This window comes from Streptomyces sp. NPDC004542 (assembly GCF_040610035.1).
Taxonomy (GTDB): domain Bacteria; phylum Actinomycetota; class Actinomycetes; order Streptomycetales; family Streptomycetaceae; genus Streptomyces.
This window is the reverse complement of sequence record NZ_JBEXLP010000136.1, coordinates 1-13,447: the sequence shown is the minus strand read 5'-3', so window position 1 is coordinate 13,447 and position 13,447 is coordinate 1. Positions and strand designations below refer to the sequence as shown.

The window sequence follows — 13,447 nt, the reverse complement described above, 5'->3', positions numbered from 1 at the left end:
ACTACCGGTGTGACCGCGACGCGGACACGCTCTTGTCTTCGCCGGGGCGGGCACGATGCATTCTCTTGCGGCGATCAGATCTGGTTGAGGCCGCCATCGACGAACAGCTCGGATCCGGTCACGAAGCTGCTCTCACTGCTGGCGAGAAACAGTGCGGCAGCTGCGGCCTCGTCCGGGTGCCCCATCCGGCCCAGCGGAATCTGGCTGGCGAAGACGTCCCTCATCTTCGCGGCCTGGTCGGCGTCCGCGGCCAGGCCGGTGATGCCCGGGGTGACGATCGGGCCGGGAACCAGGGTGTTCACCCGGATCGCGCGGCCGCTGAGTTCGTTGGCCCAGGTGCGGGAGAAGGAGCGGACCGCGGCCTTGGAGGCTGCGTATACGCCGAAGGCCGCGCCGCCCGAGGTAGCGGCAGTCGATCCGGTCAGGATCACCGAGGCGCCGTCGTTGAGCAGCGGAATGGCCTTCTGGACGGTGAAGAGCATGCCTCGCACGTTGATGTTGAAGGTGGCGTCGAAGTGCTCCTCGGTGACCTGCTCAAGAGCGGCGAACTCACCGCCGCCTGCGTTGGCGAACAGTACGTCGATGGACCGGCCTTGCCCGGCGACAGCCGCGTAGAGGCGGTCGATGTCCGCGAGGTTCGCGACGTCGCCCTGGACGGCGGTGGCTTCCCCACCGATCTCGACCAGCGCGGCGTCGAGAGCCTCCTGCCGGCGGCCGGTGATGAACACGTGCGCGCCCTCACGTGCGAATCGCGTGGCGGTGGCCAGTCCGATTCCGCTGTTGCCGCCGGTGACGACCGCCGTCTTCCCGTCAAGCTGTCCCATGATCGTTTACCCCTGTCCGGTGCGGACTCCAAGTCGTGCACCAAGTGTCACTGCGGTGTTACAGCCCGAACCGGACGGCTCCGAGCCCTCTTTATGGACCATACGGTAAAGAACCACGTTATGGACCGAACGGAAAAAAACGTGACCGCATCCACACTTCGGAGCGCCGGCAGGTCGGCCGGTGTCAGCCCGTCCGCCAGGGTGCCGGGAAAGCCGGAGGGCGAGCTGTGCGCCACGCGCCCCGCCGACCTGTGTGCCGCGCGCGCCGGACATCTCACAATCTGGACCGATAGGTCAAGAAGGGCGTATGCTGTTGGACATGGGACGACCGCGGAATTTCGACGAGAACCAGGTTCTGGAGTCTGCGCGCGAGCAGTTCTGGAATCAGGGCTACGCGGCTACGTCACTGCAGGACCTGACGGACGCCACGGGACTGGGCAAGGGAAGTCTGTACGGGGCCTTCGGCGACAAGCGGCAGCTGTTCTTGCACGTGTTGGACGGCTATCGCGACGAACAGCTGAAGGGCGTCCGGGCGGTCCTCGCCGGGCCTGGTACGGCCTTCGAACGCCTGACCCTGCTGATTGAGGGGGTGGTCACGGGATTCACGGAGGACCCGCAGCGGCGCGGCTGTTTTCTGGTCAACAGCACGTCCGAGCTGCACAGCAATGATCCGGATGTCGTCTCCCGGGCCCGCACCAGTTACCAAGCGGTCGAAGATCTTCTGATCGCCTGCGTGAAGGAAGCCCAGGACGAGGGGGCGGTCGAACCGGGCGCGGACGCTCAGGAGCTCGGGCGACTGCTCCTCGCGGTCATGCAGGGCATCGAGTTTCTCGCGAAGACCGACATGGGCGGCTCGGCTCTGCTGCAGATAGGCCAGGCCGCTCTCAAGCAGCTGTCCCGGCACTGACTGGCCAGGGCGGGATTTTTGGCCCCATGTCCGACGTGGCTCCACGCAGGCGTTCACGGGTGGCTTGCCGTGGCCCCACTTCCGGGCCTTCTCCCTGGTGAGTGCCGGAGCCGGCTGAAGTCGCCCCGGGGTGTGTCCGGTTTGAGCGGGGCCAACGCGAGTCGCCTCAAGGTAGGGCCAAGAACTCCGCCCCAGCCACACTGACCATCCTGCAGGCTGGCACCTTCCACAGGTGAAGCGGCGACAAGCAGTTGTTCAGGTGGGCCTGCTTGAGTTGGTGGGCGAGCGTCCAGCACACCTGCCCTCCGAGCGCCCCCACGGCTCGTCCGGCCGCCGGTCTCAGCGCGGTTGACGGTCTGCCCCCTTTCGCCGTGCCCCTGAGCGGGCCGTCTCCAGCCGTACGGCTGTGCCATCGACTGCGCCTCACCGCCAGCCGGACGATGCTCTGGCGGCCGAAGGTGCCGGACCGTGTCCCACGGAGTACTGGGAGCGGGGCCTCCAGTTCCCCAAGTCCGCGCAGGACCTTGTTCGTGCCTGTCTTCCGCATGCTGGCGGCAAGCTATCAATTGGCGCTTTGATGCACTAACTTCGCGATGTACCTGAAGAGGACATATGTTCTTGACTGTACGGTCCATAAGGCTTATCTTTGGGCTGCGACCCGCGGATTCGCTACTGCAATTGGACGTCGGGTCGGCGGTAGACGGGCACAGACTTTTCCGCTGCACGGCAGGGAGAAGCCGGGCGGGACTGCGCGAGGGTTTCGCGTGCCCCACCGCAAACGACTGTATACGCCTAACGAAACGTGATCGCCATGACCACCGCTGCCCAGCCGCCCTTCGCCTACAGCCTGCACAACGTGACGATTTCCGTCAGTGACCTCGACGCGTCGATCCAGTGGTGGAACCGGGTGTTCGGCCTCACCCTGCTGGCGAAGTCCCGCTTCGACGCCATCGGAGCGGACGTCGCCTTCCTGGAAGGTCCCGGGTTCCGGCTCGAGCTCCTTCAGCCCGCAGACGGTGTGCGGATCCCTGAACTGACGGCAGAGCCCCCCGCCCACATCCGCCCGATCGGCAACAAGGCCCTGGTCTTCCGTGTCGAGGACCTCGCCAGCGTGACCTGCACCTTCCGTGATCTGGGCGTGACGACCGTCTGGGAGCAGATGGACCTCGGCGACGGCAGCATCTCGACCGCGATCCGTGACAACGACGGAAATCTCATCAACGTCTTCCAGCAGGGCGCAAGCCCGATCGGCTGACACGGCGCACCGATCGCGCTCCGCCCGGCACACGGCCAGACGTTCACAGTGCAGACGGCGCGCGATCGCCCTGACCACGCAGCCAGGTTCAGCCGTTCCGGACGTAGTGGCCAGCTTCTCGAAGACGGCCCGCAGCTTCGGCTCGCTGTCGGGCAGCTGCTTGTCGAAGACCTTCTTCCCGGCCGGGTGATCCCGTGCCCGTGATGGGCGCTCTAGCCGACGTTGTCCGGGACAAAGGCCGGCTCGCTCTCCCGGGTAGAGATCGGCGATCCGCCGCATGGACAAGTCGGGCAGGTGGGCGACCTTGCAGCCGGCGGCCCGGGCGACCCTATGGGGCGGGGCCCGATGGATGCGGGCTGGTCCACGAGCACGAGCACGGTGCCGAACTTCGCGTCGGACCTCTCATCCCGGAGGCCGGCGATCCTCTTGCAGGACCACGGAAAACATAACTCGGGGGCGGCCGCCGCTAACTGCGCGCGAACTCGAGCAGGTCGTTGTTGAAGATCTCGGCGTACTTGGGCACCATCGCAAGGCCATGAGGTGCGCCCTCGTAGACCTTGTACTGCGCACCCTTGACGATCTTGGATGATTTGGCGCCTGCGGAGACGATGGGCACGATCTGGTCGTCGTCGCCATGCACGATCAGTGTTGGCACGTCGACCTTCTTCAAGTCCTCGGTGGTGTCCGTCTCGGAGAACGCCTTGATGCAGTCGTAGGCGCCCTTGATGCCGACTGTCATGCTCCAGAGCCAGAACTCGTCCCGCGTTCCCTGGGAGACGGTCGAGCCCTCACGGTTTGCACCGTAGAACGGGGCACTGAGGTCCTTGTAGTACTGCGAGCGGTCCGTGAGCACACCCTGGCGGATCTCGTCGAACACCTCGATCGGCAGGCCCTCAGGGTTGGCTTCCGTCTTCAGCATCAGCGGCGGGATCGCGCCGAGCAGGACCAGCTTGGCGACCCGTGCCGTGCCGTGCCGGCCGATGTAGCGGGTGACTTCGCCGCCGCCGGTGGAGTGCCCGACCAGAATGACGTCGTGCAGGTCTTCGGTTTCGATGACCGCGGCCAGGTCGTCGGCGTACGTGTCGAGGTTGTTGCCGTCCCAGGGCTGACCGGAGCGGCCGCCACCGCGCCGGTCGTGAGCGATGGCGCGGAATCCGTTGTCCACCGTGAGCTTCATCTGAGGGTCCCAGGCGTCGGCAGTGAGCGGCCAGCCGTGGGAGAAGACCACGGGCTGGCCCGAGCCCCAGTCCTTGTAGAAGATCTGCGTGCCGTCCTCGGCGGTGGCGAAGGGCATGGTTGCGCTCCTCTCGATGTCCGCTCGCGGGCCCCTTACGTCACGCCCTCCGGGGATGTGACGCGAAAGCGGCGCCGCATGAGGTCAACGTTAATTGCGGGGCAGCGATTCAGCGCGTCTGGAACCACCGCTTCGGTACGAGTGGGACGGTCGTTGCCTGACAGGCGAGGAAGTGGTCTGTCTCGTACGGTGGTCCTTGCGGTCAGGAGAATTCACCGGTTACGCCACCCGAGTGAACTCCGGGCACAGTCACCCACCCGCCCTGAACATCACCACCGGTGGCGGGCGGCAGCCAGGTGATCACGGGTCGTTACTACTCGTTCTGTGACGTGCGGAGGGCACGACATGGGATCCGACGTTGACGTGCTGGTTGTCGGTGCTGGTCCGGCGGGGTTGCTGCTCGCAGGTGACCTGGCCGGGCCCCTCTCTGTCAGTCTTGGGTGAGACGTTCCGCTTCGTCGGGTTAGCCTGAGAGGGCACGACAGGAGAACCACCCCCTCATGACCAGCACCACTCCCGCCGGATCCGACCCGGCGCCCCGGCCGAAACGCCGCACGTTCAGTCCCGAGTACAAGCTACGGATCGTGGCCGAGTACGACGCCGCGCCCAAGAATGAGAAGGGCGCGGTCCTGCGCCGCGAGCGGCTGTACCACTCGCACGTCAAGGAATGGCGGGCCGCGAGGGATGCCGGGGCCCTGGAAAAGCTGGTCGACCAGCGCACGAGCCCGGCAAGGCCGAAGAAGCCGGCTGCCGAGGCGGAGAACGAGAAGCTTCGCCGCCAGGTGGAACGACTGGAGAAGGAACTGGCCCGCAACAAGGCCGCGCTGGAAGTCATGGGAAAAGCTTCCGCGCTCTTGGAAATGATCTCCGAGGGCGCGGACTGACGCACGCCGCCGCCCCGGTCACCGACGACGCCTTCGCCGGCGTCGAGGATGCGCTGGGCATCACCGCCGCGTGCCGGCTGCGGTAGCCGTCGGCGGTGACCGCGATCGCAACATAGATCGGCCTGTTGGCCACCTGCCCGTCCCGGATCTTGGTTCTGTCGACGATCTTGTGATCCGGACGGTTGAGCGGGCTGTGCCGACTGTTCGCGATCATGCATCGGGTGCTCTCGTGATGTGCTCCTGGAGCTGTTTCCGCACCTGTCCGCGCTGCTGATCGAGGAGGTCGAGCGACGGCCGGACAAGGTAGTACTGCGGGCACGAGCGCGGTCGACGACGGGGGCCTGCCACTGCGGTCGTAGCTCGTCGCGGGTGCACGGCGGGTATGTACGCAAGCTGCGTGATGCCGCCGTGGGCGGTCTCGTTGTCGTGATCGAGTTACACATACGCCGCTTCCGCTGTGAGAATCCCGCCTGTGCGGCAGTGACGTTCGCCGAGCAGATCGCGGGGCTGACGACTCCGCACGGCCGCTATACCCCTTTGCTGCGCGGGCTGTTGATCCAGATCGGATTGGCGCTGGCCGGCCGGGCCGGGGCCCGCCTGGCGGCCGCGGTCGGCATCACCGTGGGCAAGGACACCCTGCTGCGGATGGTCCGGGCCCTGCCCGAACCGGAGATCGGCGAGGTTGAGGTGCTTGGTGTCGACGACTTCGCCTTCCGCAAGGGCCGCCACTACGGCACCGTGCTGATCGATATGGCCACCCACCGGCCGCTTCATCTCTACGACGGCCGCGAGGGCGAGGACCTGGCCGCCTGGCTCCAGGGCCATCCCGAGGTGAAGGTCATCTGCCGAGACCGGTACGGGTTTGCAGAACCCGTTCTCACTCAAAAGAGGGACGGACCCCCTTCTGAGAGTTGCATTGTGCGAAAATCCGGGCCCATGACGGACCCTCAGCACCCCTCCCCGGCCGACCGGTCGGACGCGGACGAGATCGAGCAGCACACCTGTCCGAAGTGTGACGCCCAGCCCGGCTCGCCGTGCCGCTCGCGCGGCGGCGCGGTCGCCTCCGCGTACCACACCCGCCGCTTCACCATTGTGCCCCGGCTGAAGAAGGCGCTGCGGGTGCCGACCCCCGCGGACCGCAACCCGGGCAAGCCCTGGCGGCCCGGCACCCCGCCCCCGGCTCCGGCCCTCGCGGACATCCCGGGAGCGGACATCCGCATCGGCTACGCCCGCTGCTCGACCCTCGGCCAGGAACTCGGCTCCCAGCTCGACGCGCTCACCGCGCACGGCACCCCCCGCGACAAGATCTTCAGCGAGAAGATCAGCACCCGGGTGCGGGTCCGCCCCCAGTTCGAGGCGGCACTGCGTACGGCGCGGGAGATCAAGGCGCACGCACCGCACTGCCGGGTCATCTTCACCGTCTACGAGATGAAGCGGCTCGGCCGCGACGCCGCCGAACTCACCGCGCTCGCCGACCACCTCACCGCCCATGGCCTGGTCCTGGAGATGCTCGCCGGGCCCCTGCCCGGCATCTACGACCCCACCGGCGCCGCGCCGCTGCTGTTCGCGTTCTTCGCGGCGATGGCGGAGACCGAGCGGGAGAACATCCGGGAGTCTACGCTGGAGGGGCTCGACACCGCGGCCCGCAAGGGCAAGCACGGCGGCCGGCCGCCGGTCATCACCGACGACATGCTCCACACCGTGCTGCGGCGCCGCGCGAACGGCGAGTCCGTCGAGCAGATCCAGCCCGACCTGATCATCCCTACCGGCAAGCGCAAAGGGCTGAGCCCGTCCGTCGCCAGCGTCTACCGGGCACTCGCCGAGCACGCCAAGCGCGAGGCGTACCCCGAAGCCGTCGAGGCGGCCCACGCCGACTTCGCCGCCCTCCAGACCGGCGAACTCCCCGGCCCCCGGGCCCAACCGCAGACCGTACGGTGACTCTAGAACTTCAAGATCATCCCGTCGCCCCTTTTGGGCTTACCTCGGCGATCCCCCACGTCGGCGGCCGGCGCATCGGCCACGTTGATGCCGTCCCATGTCACCTCCCCCGAGTCCGGCAGGTACAGGCCGGTCAGCAGGTGCACGAGGGTGGTCTTGCCGGAGCCGTTCTCGCCGACCAGGGCGACGATCTCACCACGCTTGAGATCCAGGTCGACGCCGTCGACGGCCGGACGGTCACTGCCGGGGTAGGTGAAGGTCACACCTCGCGCGCTGATGACGTCGGGGCCGTCGTCCGGCAGCGGGCGGGTGCCTCGGTGGGTACGGTGCCGGACCGCCTCGTTGAGGAACGCGGCCCAGGCGTCCAGGTACAGGCCGGTGCGGAAGACTCGCGCGAGCGCCCTGGTGAGAGTGGTGAGCGCGGCCGTCGCGGCGCGCAGCGCGAACAGCGCGGTGCCAGCGGCGGCAGCCTCCAGGCGCCCGGAGGCGACGAGCCAGCCCAGTACGGCGAACGCGCCGCACAGGGTGAAACGGCGAACGCGCCGCACAGGGTGAACGCGACCACGGCGTCACCGGCGAGCTGGATGCGCAGGCCGCGCACCGCGGCTGCCAGCCGGTCGGACACCTGCCGGTAGCGCACGGACAGGAACGGGCCCATGCCGGCGGCGCGGATCTCGGCCGCGGTGTTGCGGTCGGTGCTGTAGCCGCGCAGCGTCTGCCGCAGACGGGAGTCGGAGCGGGCGGCTGCCAGCGCCTCGTGCTCCAGGCGCGCGCCACGCAGCGACGCATAGGCCCGCGGCGCGGCCGTCAGCAGCAGGCCCATGAGGATGGGGTCGAGGTAGGCAACGACGGCTGTGACGGAGACGAGCTGCGCGAGCACGGAGATCGTGCTCTGCACGCCCCGGACCAGGTCCCGGGCCGACTCCGCGCCCTTCCCGGCGGCGTCGAGCCGGTCCTCGAAGCCGGGGTGCTCGTAGGCGATCAGACGCTGGCGGCCGCGTCCAGGACGCGCAGGTCGGCCTCGCGGAACACGGCGGGGCTCAGGCGAGCGGCGGGCGCGCGGGCGGCGGTGTCGGCGAGCGCGGTGTCGGCGAGCGCGACCGCGACCCACACGGCCGGCTTCACAGCGACGTGCAGGACCGGGCCGATGGGCTCGCTGCGGCCGTAGGCGGTGGACGCGTCCAAGGCGGCGGCGACCAACCGTGTCGTCGCGGTGAGGGCGAGCGCGGCCAGGACGGCGGCCGTCACCTGGGAGGCGAGCATGCCGGCCAGAGCGCGCCGGTCGGCATGCCAGGCCAGCCGCATGGTGAGGGCAAGGACGGACGGGAGACGACGAACGGTGGCGGCAAGGCCGGGGGCGTGGTCGCGCTGGTTATCGATGAGCCGCATGACCGGCGCGGGGCCGACAGCGGGAGCGGGTTCCGCGGTCACCCGTCTGGTGTAGAGGTCCCGCCCGCCGGTCGGCACACAGGATTATGCGGCCCCCTGCCGCAGAAAGGCAGGGGGGCCGCTGGAAGCGGGTCAACTCACCTCTCCGGGATTCACTCGTTCGAGTGAGCGGGCCTTTCCTGGGCTCGGAAGGGCCCCACCCATCCACCACGGGGGAGTGGACGATCGGGGCCGTCTGGGGCGCGGCCGTTGCCGTGCAGCTACTGCCAGCCGTGCAGCGTCAGGGCGCTGGTTCGGTTGAGGCAGCCGTACATGCCTGCAGCCGGGTACTCGATGATGTCCTCGGGAAGATCATGATCGGCGAACCACTGGAGCGCCAGGCACTTCTCGGGTTCCTTGTTCGTGGGCGTTCCCTCCCACTCGGTGGCCGTGAAGAAGAACCCGATGCGGTCGGAGCCGTCTTCCTGGCGGTGGTGCACGACGTGCACGAGCTCCAGGTGGTCGGGGTCGACCTTGACGTCGGTCTCCTCGAACAGTTCGCGAGCTGCCCCGAAGGTGAGGGGTTCGCCCTGGTCGAGTTTGCCGGAGGGCAGATGCCACCGGCGGTAGCCGTAGGGGCCGCCTCTCCGCGAGAGAAGGATCTTGTCGCCGTCACGGAGAAGGACGTGGGTGTCGATGGTGGGCTGTGCCGGCTGTCCGCTCATGATTCCTGGGGGGTTGGGGTGGTGGCTGAAGCATCTGAAGGTAGTGGCTTGGTGGGGAGCGCGTCGGCGATTCGACGCGCAACCTCCGATGGAGGGATGGCGGTGCTGTCGATCACGAGCACCTTGGCCTTGAGGTCTTCGAGGAGGTTCGCGGCGTCTCGGTACAGCTCGACCTCCCGGGCGGGCGCTTCAGGGTCGGCCCGGAATCGGTGCGTAATGCCGGCCTGGGTGATGCGGTCGGCGATCGTGTCGGGAGAGGCGGTCAGGATCACCGCCAAGTCGGGCTTTGGGGTGTAATCGTTGAGCAAGAGCAGGAAGTCCATCGGTACGCCGTCGAGCCGCTGAAGGACGAGGGTCGAGGCCATGTACCGGTCGGATATCAGCAGCTCGCCGCGGCTGAGGGCGGGGTCGATGGTGGTCTCGACGTGCCGGTACCGGGCGGCTGCGACGAGGCAGGCCAGGGCCATGCCGTGAAGCTGACCGCCGTGCGTGCGGGTGAAGTTCCCGAGGAAGTCCCCGCGGGGCGGTTCGACTGTCCACTGGGCAGGGATGGCCCGGGCGGAGAGCAGGGCGCGGAGCTCGCGGATCGTGGTGGACTTCCCCACCCCGCTCGGCCCGTCGATCGAGACGAAGAAGCCGTGGCGGCCCCCGGTCATGCGGCCTCTCCCATCCCTGCCTGGTTCCGTTGGTGCTGTTCCCGGGTGAGCATGGCGAGCGTGGAACGGACCTCGGTCAGAGGCACATCACCGAACTGGATGCTCACGGAGAAGTTGAATTCGTCGCACTGGCGCATGGACTCGTCGGCTCCGTCCCCGGTGAGGTCGACGTCGCCGTAGGCGAGGAGGTCATCCGAGTTGTAGCCGCCCTCGTCGGTGAGGGTCTTCCAGACTGATGTGCCCGGGTAAGGGCGGAACTCGAAGACGCTGGCGCGGACGTCGCCGGTGTGCCGGTCGGAGATGGCCCACAGGTTGCGGATGTGCCGCACGGTGGCGTCAAGGTCGGTTCGGCTCTCGCCGGGGAATCCGAGGATGAAGTACCCCTTTACGCCGATGCCGTGGGCGACCAGCCGGCGGGCAACGCGTTCGGTCATCTCCGCGGTGATCCGCTTGTCCATCGCGGCCAGGATGCGGTCACTGCCGGACTCGATACCGAGGGCGACTTCGCGTAGCCCGTTGGTGACGAGGCGGTCCAGGTCGGCGTCGGTGAGCCGGTCGAGGACATTGATCCGGCCGGTGGCGTCCCACACGTACCGGTCGCCGATCTTGTTGCGGGTGAAGGCGTCCATCTGCTCATCGATGACTCGGCCCACTCCGAGGAAGAGGTCGTCTACGAACCGGAAGGCGGTCACGCCGTACTGGTCGTACAGCTGGTCGAGCTCGCCGATGATGTTTTCCGGGGACCGCACGCGGATCGAGACGTCGGGGTTGGCGGAGAGGGCGGCGCCGCAGAAGGTGCAGTTGTACGGGCAGCCGCGGCTGCCGACGATGTTGGCCTCCCAGTGCCCTTGAGGGCTGATCAGGCGGAGCCAGGGCCGTTGGCCGGCCAGGCGGCGGTCTGTCACGGTCGGCGCGGCCTGGTAGGGATCTTGGGGCAGGAAGGCGCGGTTGACGTACGGCAGGCTGTTGATGTCGGGGCCCAGCAATGCCGCGCTGCTCTTGGGGTCCGGGATACCGGTGGCCCGGGTGCCGAGCAGATGGTCACGCCACAGGACGCCCGGCAGCGTATGCCGGTTCTGCTCGTCCTCCAGGAGGGCGGCGACGCGGAGCTCTCCTTCACCGAGGACCAGGGCGCGCAGGTGGCGCATGTGGGGGTCGGCGAGGACCCGGTCCGGCATGGCCTTGGCGTGGTGGCCGCCGACCATGAGCGCGATGCCCGGCTCAAGCTGGTCGGCGATCCTCGCGGACATCTCGTACGTAGGCGCGAGGAGGTTCATGGCCGCCCAACGGGGCGCAGCCTCGTTGACGATTCGGGCCGTCGCCTCGATACCCAGGCCGTGCGCTTCGGCATCCAGTACGCCGACGTTGAAGCCGCGCTGCTGGGCGTAGGTGGCGATGTACGCCATGCCGAGTACGGGGAGGGTGTAGTCGTTGGTCCGGGGCCGCAGGGTGTAGTCACGCAGCGGAGCGTTGATGAACAGGGCGTCCAGCGTGTGACGGCTGTCGGCGCCCGCGATCATCGGTAACTGCTGCATGGGTCCTCCATGTCATCTGGCGTGCGCCCCCCAGGTGAGGGTCGCGAGGGTGAGGGTGTGCAGAGCAGTGCGGTCGGACCCGGCCCATCCGGTCCACAGCGGTCCGAACGCCTTGTCCTTCTTGCCGGGCCAGGGGTAGGCCGGGGCGATCTTGGCGGCCCACGTGCGCACGGCCAGGTCGTCGTGCGGGTAGGCGCTGAAGTCGCCGGTGTAGTCCGTGGCGGCCGCTGCGGCGGTCCACGGCCCGATGCGCGGGATACGAGTGAGTCCGGCGGCCAGGTCGCTGGCGTGCAGCACCTCCCAGTCGCGGTGAGTCCGCTCGTACTCCGTTGCGGCCGCCAGCAGGGCGGTGCGGTGGAACTTGGCGCCGACGGCGGCGAACTGCTCGTCGGTCAGGTCGAGGACCGTGGCCGGCGTGGGCACCGCGGCGAGCGGCCCCTGCGGGCCTTCCACGGTGGTGCCGTAGGTGCTGCACCAGGTGCGGTACACCTTGCGGGCCTGGTCGGCGCGGACGACCTGCCGCAGGATCGCCGTGGTGATCGCGTCCCACAGCCACGGGTTCGCGAGCCGCTGGGTGACGCCGAGGGTGAGGCCTTCGCGGAGGGCGGCCGGGGCGGCGGGCGGGAGGTTGGCGGGGTCGGTGGTGATGAACTCTGGCTTGACGTCCTCGGTGCCGTCCACGCACGCCATGTGCAGGCCGTCCCGGTCGTGCGACACGGTCCAGATGCCGGAGGCCGTATGGACGGCACGCGCGCGTGTACCGTCCTCGTATGCCTGCCAGGCGGGGTGATCGATGGTCAGAACTGTGCTCATCGGTTGCTCCTCGGTGTGCCGGTACTGCTCGCCGTAGCCTCTCGCGTCACATCCGTGCGACACGCCGCGGCCACGGAAATGGCGGAGTCAGCCGATGAGCTCGCGGTTGATCAGGTAGGCGCGCATACGTTGGTACTCGGCGAGCGTGCACGGCCGGGACTCCTCCGGTGCGTCCCCCGAGATGGCGGCCGCCGGCCAGCTCTCCCGGGGCGGCATCAGCTCCTCGGCCGCGTGGGAGAGCTTCTTGCGGCGTGGGCCGCGCACGAACAGGGTGACCGTGTGCGGCTCTATCACGGCCTGGTGCACCATCGACTCCATCCACTGAGTGGCCCCTTCGGAATGAGTTCGGATGGTGAGTAGGCGGCGCTGGAGCACGTAGGGGGTGTGACCCCAGCGCCGCGTTCCGCCCGTGCCGACTGCCTAGGTCTGGTGCGGGCGGGCTTGGTATCTGTCCGGTGGTCAGGGCCGCGGTGCTGGGGGCCGCAATGGGGACGTAGGGCCCCAGCACCGTCTCCGCCTGCGCCCCCTGCCGAGTTATGGACGGCCGCTGTACGCGGTTATCCGAAGCGCTTCTGCCAAATTTCGGGCGCGCTGGTTTCGGCCTTCAGTGGCACAAGGTCGGGGGTGGTCCACACCCGGTTGAACCCCTCCAGGCCGTAGGTGTCGATGATCTGGGTCACGCTGTCGGTGGCCCGGCGCTGCATCTCGACAATAGGCGCGCGCAGAGGACTCGTGTAGAGCGTGAGGTATCGGGCGGAGGCGTCAGGGCTGGGCTCGTCGGTCGACACCGGCTCCCCGAAGATCTTGGAGGTGATCCGCCGATCTGCCCAATAGGCGTGCCCCTCCAGCAGCCACTGGTACTCCCGGTCCGCGATACCCCGGTGATCCGGGAAATAGCTGTCCTGAGCCGCCCACATCGCACCTTCGCTGGCAGCGTACTGTGCCAGGTGCGTCATCTCGTGCCCAAGCAGTTTGTGCAGGACGGGATCGTTATTGAGTTGGCCAGCGTGCTGGAGTGCCTCGGGCACGATGACCAGCTCGGGATGACCGGGCTCGAATGCCACGGCCTGGCCGAGCATCGCCGGCCACAGCATGCGCATGCTCGCGATCCTGACCTGGCGCTTGATCTTGGCCTTCATCTTGAAAGTCACGCCCAGCTGTACGGCTTCCGCCGCTAAGAACTGCTCTGAGCTGCGCTCGTGAGCGCTTTCCCAGTCGCTGGGCGTCATGGTGTGGATGACGATGGTG

General features: G+C 68.2%; 13 protein-coding genes and 2 pseudogenes. 4 read left to right on the top strand and 11 right to left on the bottom strand.

All coding sequences use genetic code 11. The features are described from left to right. Positions 1-74 precede the first annotated feature (74 nt). Positions 75-824: an SDR family oxidoreductase gene (locus ABZX30_RS36180; protein ID WP_266593867.1), complete on the bottom strand. Its 750-nt coding sequence runs from the start codon at positions 822-824 to the stop codon at positions 75-77. Between the two features lie 307 nt (positions 825-1,131). Between ABZX30_RS36180 and ABZX30_RS36175 the strand changes: the two genes are divergently transcribed. Together ABZX30_RS36175 and ABZX30_RS36170 are read left to right on the top strand one after the other, a co-directional pair. Further along, positions 1,132-1,731 carry a TetR/AcrR family transcriptional regulator gene (locus ABZX30_RS36175; protein ID WP_355942116.1) on the top strand — a complete coding sequence of 200 codons (600 nt, stop codon included), beginning with the start codon at positions 1,132-1,134 and terminating at the stop codon, positions 1,729-1,731. A gap of 811 nt (positions 1,732-2,542) precedes the next feature. Continuing rightward, positions 2,543-2,986: a VOC family protein gene (locus tag ABZX30_RS36170; RefSeq protein WP_355942113.1), complete on the top strand. Its 444-nt coding sequence runs from the start codon at positions 2,543-2,545 to the stop codon at positions 2,984-2,986. A 246-nt stretch (positions 2,987-3,232) separates the two neighbouring features. Here ABZX30_RS36170 and ABZX30_RS36165 read toward each other — a convergent pair. Both ABZX30_RS36165 and ABZX30_RS36160 read right to left on the bottom strand, forming a co-directional pair. Then, positions 3,233-3,411: pseudogene (locus ABZX30_RS36165) on the bottom strand (IS110 family transposase); the annotation flags it as partial. 41 nt (positions 3,412-3,452) lie between these two features. Beyond that, a complete protein-coding gene (locus ABZX30_RS36160) occupies positions 3,453-4,280 on the bottom strand; it encodes an alpha/beta hydrolase (RefSeq protein ID WP_355942110.1) in 828 nt (275 codons plus the stop codon). Positions 4,281-4,780: 500 nt separating this feature from the next. Here ABZX30_RS36160 and ABZX30_RS36155 point away from each other — a divergent pair, with 500 nt between their 5' ends. Both ABZX30_RS36155 and ABZX30_RS36150 read left to right on the top strand, forming a co-directional pair. After that, positions 4,781-5,164: a transposase gene (locus ABZX30_RS36155; protein ID WP_181802840.1), complete on the top strand. Its 384-nt coding sequence runs from the start codon at positions 4,781-4,783 to the stop codon at positions 5,162-5,164. 234 nt (positions 5,165-5,398) lie between these two features. Further along, positions 5,399-7,102: a recombinase family protein gene (locus tag ABZX30_RS36150; RefSeq protein ID WP_355942107.1), complete on the top strand. Its 1,704-nt coding sequence runs from the start codon at positions 5,399-5,401 to the stop codon at positions 7,100-7,102. A 2-nt stretch (positions 7,103-7,104) separates the two neighbouring features. Here ABZX30_RS36150 and ABZX30_RS36145 read toward each other — a convergent pair whose 3' ends face one another. From ABZX30_RS36145 to ABZX30_RS36110, 8 genes and pseudogenes are all read right to left on the bottom strand, one after another. After that, positions 7,105-7,650 (bottom strand): ATP-binding cassette domain-containing protein, encoded by a 546-nt coding sequence (locus tag ABZX30_RS36145; RefSeq protein ID WP_355942104.1) that lies wholly within the window; start codon positions 7,648-7,650, stop codon positions 7,105-7,107. A 433-nt stretch (positions 7,651-8,083) separates the two neighbouring features. Continuing rightward, positions 8,084-8,533 carry a hypothetical protein gene (locus ABZX30_RS36140; protein ID WP_355942101.1) on the bottom strand — a complete coding sequence of 150 codons (450 nt, stop codon included), beginning with the start codon at positions 8,531-8,533 and terminating at the stop codon, positions 8,084-8,086. Between the two features lie 218 nt (positions 8,534-8,751). Further along, a complete protein-coding gene (locus tag ABZX30_RS36135; RefSeq protein WP_355942098.1) occupies positions 8,752-9,195 on the bottom strand; it encodes an NUDIX domain-containing protein in 444 nt (147 codons plus the stop codon). After that, positions 9,192-9,851: a dTMP kinase gene (locus ABZX30_RS36130; RefSeq protein ID WP_355942095.1), complete on the bottom strand. Its 660-nt coding sequence runs from the start codon at positions 9,849-9,851 to the stop codon at positions 9,192-9,194. Before ABZX30_RS36130 ends, ABZX30_RS36135 begins: the two co-directional genes overlap by 4 nt. Further along, complete coding sequence (locus ABZX30_RS36125) at positions 9,848-11,386, bottom strand: radical SAM protein (RefSeq protein WP_355942092.1); 1,539 nt, start codon at positions 11,384-11,386, stop codon at positions 9,848-9,850. The genes ABZX30_RS36130 and ABZX30_RS36125 overlap by 4 nt, the downstream gene beginning before the upstream one ends. Positions 11,387-11,398: 12 nt before the next feature. Next, the gene (locus ABZX30_RS36120) at positions 11,399-12,199 is read right to left on the bottom strand and encodes a hypothetical protein (protein WP_355942089.1); all 801 of its coding nucleotides are present in this window, start codon (positions 12,197-12,199) and stop codon (positions 11,399-11,401) included. 87 nt (positions 12,200-12,286) lie between these two features. Continuing rightward, entirely contained in the window at positions 12,287-12,517 is a 231-nt protein-coding gene (locus ABZX30_RS36115) for a hypothetical protein (protein WP_355942086.1), read from the bottom strand. Positions 12,518-12,756: 239 nt separating this feature from the next. Then, positions 12,757-13,447, bottom strand: a pseudogene (locus ABZX30_RS36110) (hypothetical protein); the annotation flags it as partial.

Coding starts and splice junctions, on each gene's coding strand:
- ABZX30_RS36130 (WP_355942095.1), bottom strand. CDS start 9,851: ATGACCGGGGGCCGCCACGGCTTCTTCGTCTCGATCGACGGGCCGAGC.
- ABZX30_RS36115 (WP_355942086.1), bottom strand. CDS start 12,517: ATGGAGTCGATGGTGCACCAGGCCGTGATAGAGCCGCACACGGTCACC.
- ABZX30_RS36160 (WP_355942110.1), bottom strand. CDS start 4,280: ATGCCCTTCGCCACCGCCGAGGACGGCACGCAGATCTTCTACAAGGAC.
- ABZX30_RS36125 (WP_355942092.1), bottom strand. CDS start 11,386: ATGCAGCAGTTACCGATGATCGCGGGCGCCGACAGCCGTCACACGCTG.
- ABZX30_RS36175 (WP_355942116.1), top strand. CDS start 1,132: ATGCTGTTGGACATGGGACGACCGCGGAATTTCGACGAGAACCAGGTT.
- ABZX30_RS36120 (WP_355942089.1), bottom strand. CDS start 12,199: ATGAGCACAGTTCTGACCATCGATCACCCCGCCTGGCAGGCATACGAG.
- ABZX30_RS36155 (WP_181802840.1), top strand. CDS start 4,781: ATGACCAGCACCACTCCCGCCGGATCCGACCCGGCGCCCCGGCCGAAA.
- ABZX30_RS36170 (WP_355942113.1), top strand. CDS start 2,543: ATGACCACCGCTGCCCAGCCGCCCTTCGCCTACAGCCTGCACAACGTG.
- ABZX30_RS36135 (WP_355942098.1), bottom strand. CDS start 9,195: ATGAGCGGACAGCCGGCACAGCCCACCATCGACACCCACGTCCTTCTC.
- ABZX30_RS36180 (WP_266593867.1), bottom strand. CDS start 824: ATGGGACAGCTTGACGGGAAGACGGCGGTCGTCACCGGCGGCAACAGC.